Genomic DNA, 7,272 nt, shown 5'->3' with positions numbered 1-7,272 from the left:
CCTGACATCCTCGATGATCTCCATCCATTCCAGTAACTGCTCCATATCACCATCTCCGTTTTTATTTCCATTATAACGGATAATGGAGCAGTTTGTTCACATTTTATTTACTCATGCGTTTGTCGTGGAAGAATCTTCCGAACTTTCCGGCGTAAATTTTACTCCCTTTTCGAAAAAGTGTTCTTACCGATCCAATTTTAGGACAATTCATAAATACTCAATAGAAAAACACACATTGCTGTCCTCCACTTCCATAATGACATAGGAAGGTCTGCGGCCCTCCTGTCGTGGGTAGGACAGACTTCCCGGATTCACCGCAATCACTCTGCTCTTTCTGTCAACCACGGGTTTGTGAGTGTGGCCGTATAATACGATATCCACCCCCCTGGCAGTCGCCTCCCGCTTTATCATCTCATTTCCCATGGACACACCATAATTATGACCATGAGTCACCCACGTCTTGAAAGCCCCGATCTGCAGTTCCAGTTCCCGCGGCAGACAGGAAAAAAAATCATTATTTCCCAGCACAATCTGTACCGGACAGTCCGCCGCCTCGGATAAAGCATACTCACTCCCCTCGGTATCACCACAGTGAATCACCAGATCCGGCTTCTGCAGCTCCAACACCTTAAAATAATTCTCATTTTTCCTGTGAGTATCACTGACAATCAAAACTTTCATCTCTTCCTGAGTTCCTCTTTCATCAACCGAAGGGCCTTACCTCTGTGACTGATCACATTTTTTTCTTCTTCCGTAAGTTCCGCCGTGGATTTCCCCGTTTCAGGCAGATAGAATATCGGGTCATATCCAAAGCCGTTCTGTCCTCTTTCTTCATAGCCGATTCTGCCCTCCACAGTCGCACGGACTGTGAGCTCCTGACCATCCGGCAATACTGCCGCTATGGCACATACGAATCTGGCTGTCCGTTCCTCTTCCGGCACCCCTTCCAGACGTCTGATCAGATCGGCATTTTTGACACTGTAAGGGGTGTCTTCCCCCAGATAACGGGCCGAATAAACTCCCGGCTCCCTGTTCAGATAATCGATTTCCAATCCGGAATCATCTGCCAGAACCAGTTCTCCTGCCGCTGCCGCAACCACTCTTGCCTTAATCAGAGCATTTTCTTCATAAGTTTTTCCGTTTTCTTCTATGTATGTCCGGATACCGGCTTCTTTCATTGACAGAACTTCATACCCGGTATCCTCCAGGATCATCCTGATTTCCTTCATTTTGCCGGCATTACCTGTGGCAAATATCAACTTTTCTTTTTCCATTTTTCCGCTCCCATACAAGTATTCCTGTCACGTCAGTTCCTGCTGCACATTCCCTGCTGCCGGGTCTGCATCCGCAGCAAAGCTTCCCTGCTGCAACTGCCGGGCCCTAACGTCTGTCCTTCGGCGGTCTCGCCCCCGGATACTGATAAAAATAGGCCTTCATCATCCCATTATAGACTTTACGGTTTTTAGATGATTTCTGCCCGATGTCCCGCTCTGCATTCTCATATGCGGATATAAGATACATACTCCAGGAATCCAGCATCCGAAACCGCTCTCCGATTACTTTATACAGCTCCGGCATATTTTCCCTGTCGTGAAGTCTCTCTCCGTAAGGCGGATTTGTGATAATAAAGCCATACTTTTTCGGGTGACTGAGTTCTCTCACATCCCGCCTCTGAAAATGTATCATATGTTCCACACCGGCCAGTCTGGCGTTCTCCCGCGCAATGCTTACCATATGATCGTCAATATCATACCCCTGTATCTCCGGCTTCACCTGCAGATCAACCTGTTCTTCCGCCTCTTCTCTGGCATCCCGCCACACTCCGGGCCCCACAATCCCCGGCCATTCCTGAGCGGTAAAGCTTCTGCGCATACCAGGCGCCATCCCTGCTGCCATCATAGCCGCCTCAATGGGAATGGTACCGCTGCCGCAGAAAGGATCCACCAATATCCTGCTTCCGTTCCAGGGGGTCAGCATAATCAGCGCTGCCGCCAGATTCTCTGCAATAGGAGCCTGCGCCACCAGCTTTCGATATCCTCTTTTATGCAGAGATTCTCCTGTGCTGTCCAGCCCCACTGTCACCTGATCCTTCATCAGAAAAACCCGGATCGGAAATCTGGCTCCCTCCTCAGGAAACCAGCTGACATGATATACTTCCTTCAGGCGCTCTACCATGGCTTTTTTCATGACAGACTGAATATCTGAAGGACTGAAGAGTCCCGACTTCACACTGGCTGCCTTAGCCACCCAGAATTTTCCGTCTGCAGGTATGTATTCCTCCCAGGGCAATGCTTTCGTTCCCTGAAAAAGTTCTTCATAGCTCACCGCATGAAAGCTTCCCACTTTAATCAGAATCCGTTCTGCCGTCCGCAGGAAAATGTTTCCCCGGCATAAAGCCTCCTCGTCACCGAAAAAAGTAACTCTGCCGTCAGCCACTTCAGTAATATCATAGCCCAGATCATCTATTTCCCGTTTCAGAAGTGCCTCCATGCCAAAATGGCATGGGGCAATCAATTCAAATTTCCTCATTCTGTCCCCCTGTAAATCCTTCTATGTAAATAGGGGCACATGAAACGTGTCCCTATTGGTCAGAAAAACCTTAGTAGTTGTTATTCTGGTTGTTCTGGTTCTTGCTGTTGTTCTGATTCTTATTCTGGCTGTTCTGGTTCTTCTGATTCTGGTTGTTCTGATTCTGGCTGTTCTTGCAATTCTCAGAATTGCTTGTGCTGTTGTTGTACTTATTGTTGTCCATTTCTTTCCTCACATCCTGCCGCAAAGCGGCTTTCCTGTGGGAACCTGTTTCTCTTTACAGTTCCCTGTTGTCAGTTACAGGAGTAGTATGGGAGAAAGCGACAAAAAATATGCGGACTTTTTCTGGTACTTTAGTACCATTTTTAACTTCCGTATTCTGAAATGCATTCCTTTTATCTCTTCAGTTAAACCAGTCACGAAATGCCTTCACCAGAAACAATACCACAAGAATCGGCAGAAGTACCGGCAAAATTGCACCAATTACCGAAAACACCACGCTGAAAACCACCGTTACAATCAGCAGAACCACTATCAGCCACACCCACAGCGGCACTTTTGCAAGTACTTTCAGCCAGACCTGTCTGCCTCTGCTGTCAGGTCTGTATTCCTCTTCCCCTCCGCGTCCATGCCACGTTCCTTCGCCCGTATATTCAGCGGACTGTCCGTTTCCTGCGCTGCTGGTCTCCGCAATGGTTCTGGCCAAAAGTCTCGGATCGCCCAGCTCTGCCAACACATCCTCCTCCTTTTTCCCCTTACGGACCTCCATATTGATATAGTCCTCGTAGTAGCGCAGATTTTCCATTACCGCACCGGAAGATACTTTTCCGTTCAACGCCAGCCGCATCATTTCCAGAAATTCCTGTTTTGTCATATATCACTCCTGACAGGCAGCTTTTGAGCCGCCCTGCTCCATTTTCATCCAGTATTCTCTGGGACAACTGTTCTTTGCCACCGCGGCCCGCAGTTCCACATAACAACCGCAGCTGCGGCACATGCCCTCCAGCAGCATTTCACATTGCCTGCAGACTGTCAGCCTCTCCTCATAAACAGATGCAGAGACTTTCCTGTCTTCATCCAGATTCTCAATATATTCCCGCAGTGAGCGAAAATACTCCTCCTGCCCCTCCATATCTCTGAGCAGACACTTTTTACACAGACGCAAGTTCCCGCTTTCCTGTTCCATCACACGCTCCGCCGCTTTTCCAAAATATGGTTCCTGCATCCCTATATTATACTTTTCCCGGAAACCAAAGTCAATAACCGGAAAAATGCTCATCACACAGAAAAAAAGCAAGCAATACCGGAAAAGCGTAATAAAATATAAGCACGTACCGTACCAGCGCCATGGGCCCTGGCAATACAGTCAGCATAGTCAGCAAAAATACCAGCCCCGGTATCATTAATGTATACTTCCTGTTTCGCCACCACCGGAAGAAAATCACCATAGCCATCACCAGATACCAGCCGGGACTCAGCAAAAGGAACATAAAAGGGACCTTCTGCATTTCCGGGTCAGAAGAAATCCTCTCATAATACCGGTGTACTCCGGGCAGACAGCTTATCTCCTCCCCCGGAATGCTTACCCGGTAGTCAAAGTAAGAACTCCTGCCGTATTCATCCCGATAGCCGTCTATCACCGCTCCCGGATACCAGAAATCCACCGTATTAATCAGAAAGGAATTCACATATGTCAGGGGATGCTGTATTCCCCATTTCAGCCATAATGAGAAAAATTCCTTTTTACAGTCCTGAAAGTTATCCCTTTGAAACCCTTTTTTCACAAAGTCCGACACCGTTGCCCTGTAGCTGTCCAGGTCTTCTTTGGGGATAATCCGGTAAAGCAGCTCCAGATCCTGCTGCTCCAGGGAATCATAATCATATTTATGCACCCGGGCCATCTGCTGCAGAGGCACCGACAGCATCTCCTCAATTCCACCGGGCGTCACCTGCAGAATCCTGTAGCAGGGCCCCACATACACACCATAGGTCAGGCAGATTCCCACCACAATCAAAGCCAGCTTCCTCCGGTATTCTCCGCACACCACCAACATAACTGCCAGGATTATCACAACAATATAGAGACCGTTATTCCGCAGAATCATGGAAAAGAAAGCGGACAGTCCAAAGGAAATCATCTGTCCTTTGCAAAGGAAGAATTCCTTCCTTTTACAGCAGAACCGTATCAGATTCATCAAAAATATCAGCTGTGCCGCGGAAAACAGCACATCCTTTGTGGTGCTGACCGCAAAAAGCTGCAGCACCGGCGACAGCCCGTAAAAGGAAAGCGCAAACCACCGAAAAATATCCGGAAAATGAAATTCCTCCATAAATTTCAGCGTCCGCACCAGCACATTCGCCAGTATCAACATCTGCAGGAAAGTATATACCGCAATTCCCGCGTTATAGCTGCCTGTCAGTTGATAGATTCCTTCCACTGCGCCTCCCAGCAGAAGCACATGCAGCACCGGATGATGAGAGGTAATCATGCCGTCACGAAACTGCTGCCACTCGGTAAAAGAATCATAGGCAAATGCCCCGGGAAAAATGGACAGCCACACCGGCAGCCAGCATATCAGCAGAATTACCACACACAGCCAGCCCGGCAGCATGAATTTTATCTTTCGCCACAGAGGAGCCTTTCCTGTACGTCCTTCATACCTGTCTGTCAGCTCCCACAAAATATGCAGGAGCCCGGTGGCCGGAAATGCCCCCAGTATCCATTTCAGGTAAAAAAATTTATCAGTCAGATCGAGAGACTCATCTCGTTCCAGCACATAACCTGCCACATAGAAAAAAGCCAGGATTCCTCCTAATGCAAAAGCAAATATGAATTTTCTTCGTTTTCCAGTTTTATTGCACTGCATACTGCGTCCTGTATTGTCCTTTATCTCTTTTTTCTGAAATAATACTTCCAGTATATTCCGTCTACAATCTGCTCCGGCTGATATTCCTCTTCCAGCCAGGATTGCAGCCACTCGTTGATCTGCAGCTCATATGCCAGATTCCCCATATAACTTTCCGCCACAACAACGTCCGGATATTTGTCCGGATTCAGCCTCCAGTATTCCAGGACGGCATCACTGTAAGAGGGCGTTGACATGGTGGATGGTCCGGCTGTCTCCACATCCTCATACAGATACCCCAGTGTATCCACCACGCTGCCTATAATCCAAACCCTGTCTCCCGGCCGAATCCACTCTTTCCATTCAGGGTAACTGTCACGCTGTATGCAGGCACCCAGTTCATCTGTAATAATGCCCCATGCCGGCCCCACGCGCACCACTGACAAATCCGACAAAACAGAACAAATCTGTCCTCTTCCTGTCATAGGGGTCCTGATATAGACACATCGAAAAGCCAGCAATACCACAAAACAGATAAAACAGGAAAACAGTCCTTTTCTGGTTCCCTCGGAAATCTCTCCCCCTGCAATTGGTATCAGCGCTGCAATAACAGCCAGCAGTCCGTAAGCCGCGGAAGGATACAGCGGCATATCAGACAACAGTAACGTGGCCCCAAATCCCAGCCCCCCAATCACACTCAGGCACATGTAAATCCTTTTTTCTTCTCCTGCAAGCACCTTCACATTCCACAGGCCGGCGGCTGCAAGAAACAGAAAAATAAGGCTGTACGCAGTCCGGTTCTCCACGCTGAGAATATTCAGGAAAAATCCGGCCAGAAAGATAGCTGCAGAGCATAAAAACCACAATTGCCCTTTTGCCTGTCCCTTCTTCGTTGCCATTCCCTTTCCCGCTCTGCCAAAAAGCAGAAAAAGCCGGCTTATCCCAAATCCGCCCGCTCCCACAATCAGAAATACAGGAAGCACCTTCAGAATGTCCTTCAGATATCCCACCAGCTTATCCCCCATACCGACTGTGTGAGATGGTTCCAGCGCCAGCATTCCCTCCAGACACTGCCTGAAGGTATCCGACCCAAGGCTAAACAGAAAATATCCCCCCACTGCGCTTCCCAGCCCAACACAGATTCCGGTAAAAAGCAGAATATCCTTTTTCCTGTTCTCAGAATAACATGCCAATAACCCTGCAATTCCAAAGTAGACGATCAGACAGGAAGGATACGCCAGGACCTCCAGACACAGACAGATGGCTCCCGCTGCCAGCAACATGCGTTTTCCCGACCGCAGATAACCGTACAGACAGCAAAACAGCAGGGCAGAATACCAAAGCTGCATGTTTGCAAACTCCGGCAGCGCATAATCCTTAGGTGAAATCATGAAAAACAGCAGGGCCATTCCGTATGCCACCGGCTTTTTCAGAGCTTTGCCAAGTATTCTGTACAGCAAAAAAGCTATGGCTCCGCGAATCAGAATTCCGCAGATCTGCAGATACAGTACAATGCCTGTAGTCGTATGAAAAATCTTTTCATAAATCCACATCAATACGGCCGGCAGAAACACAGAAGTCTGATGTGGCTCCCACATCTCCAGAAACATTCTGTCGCCTGAAAGCAGCCGCCAGGACATGGAAATCTGATATGCACAGTCATGGGCAATATTCGTCACTGACCAGATCACTCCGCAGAATACCGCCATTACAGTTAAGGCTATATAAATTATTTTTTCTCTTTTCAATTTCATGCTGTCCTTTTCCTGTCCGCCTTCCGCCTGTCACAATCCTGCATATTGATATCAGTGCAGGAACATAAATAAGAAAATAGCGGGAATGCCTACCCTTAAGACTTTCCCGCCGCTCACTGCTAACACCCGTTGACACATACAAC

At 48.2% G+C, this 7,272-nt stretch carries 8 protein-coding genes; all 8 read right to left on the bottom strand.

Annotated features, from left to right (window positions below; translation table 11 throughout):
• Positions 1–207 precede the first annotated feature (207 nt).
• The 8 genes from NSB25_RS21725 to NSB25_RS21690 all read right to left on the bottom strand — a co-directional run bounded on the left by NSB25_RS21725 (position 208) and on the right by NSB25_RS21690 (position 7,129).
• Positions 208–681 carry a metallophosphoesterase family protein gene (locus NSB25_RS21725; RefSeq protein WP_103241631.1) on the bottom strand — a complete coding sequence of 158 codons (474 nt, stop codon included), beginning with the start codon at positions 679–681 and terminating at the stop codon, positions 208–210.
• A complete protein-coding gene (locus NSB25_RS21720) occupies positions 678–1,274 on the bottom strand; it encodes an XTP/dITP diphosphatase (RefSeq protein ID WP_103241635.1) in 597 nt (198 codons plus the stop codon). Before NSB25_RS21720 ends, NSB25_RS21725 begins: the two co-directional genes overlap by 4 nt.
• A gap of 106 nt (positions 1,275–1,380) precedes the next feature.
• Positions 1,381–2,529 (bottom strand): THUMP domain-containing class I SAM-dependent RNA methyltransferase, encoded by a 1,149-nt coding sequence (locus NSB25_RS21715; RefSeq protein WP_103241630.1) that lies wholly within the window; start codon positions 2,527–2,529, stop codon positions 1,381–1,383.
• 70 nt (positions 2,530–2,599) lie between these two features.
• The gene (locus NSB25_RS21710; RefSeq protein WP_172455239.1) at positions 2,600–2,752 is read right to left on the bottom strand and encodes a hypothetical protein; all 153 of its coding nucleotides are present in this window, start codon (positions 2,750–2,752) and stop codon (positions 2,600–2,602) included.
• Between the two features lie 180 nt (positions 2,753–2,932).
• Complete coding sequence (locus NSB25_RS21705) at positions 2,933–3,403, bottom strand: DUF1700 domain-containing protein (RefSeq protein ID WP_103241629.1); 471 nt, start codon at positions 3,401–3,403, stop codon at positions 2,933–2,935.
• A 3-nt stretch (positions 3,404–3,406) separates the two neighbouring features.
• Complete coding sequence (locus tag NSB25_RS21700; protein ID WP_306817680.1) at positions 3,407–3,754, bottom strand: DUF6171 family protein; 348 nt, start codon at positions 3,752–3,754, stop codon at positions 3,407–3,409.
• 31 nt (positions 3,755–3,785) lie between these two features.
• Positions 3,786–5,396: a DUF6020 family protein gene (locus NSB25_RS21695; RefSeq protein WP_103241628.1), complete on the bottom strand. Its 1,611-nt coding sequence runs from the start codon at positions 5,394–5,396 to the stop codon at positions 3,786–3,788.
• A 20-nt stretch (positions 5,397–5,416) separates the two neighbouring features.
• Complete coding sequence (locus NSB25_RS21690; RefSeq protein ID WP_103241627.1) at positions 5,417–7,129, bottom strand: hypothetical protein; 1,713 nt, start codon at positions 7,127–7,129, stop codon at positions 5,417–5,419.
• Between the last annotated feature and the right edge of the window lie 143 nt (positions 7,130–7,272).

The sequence above is a fragment of the Acetatifactor muris genome (genome assembly GCF_024623325.1).
Taxonomy (GTDB): Bacteria; Bacillota; Clostridia; order Lachnospirales; family Lachnospiraceae; genus Acetatifactor; species Acetatifactor muris.
Note: the sequence above shows the minus strand (reverse complement) of the source record. Positions and strands in the feature narration are given on the sequence as shown.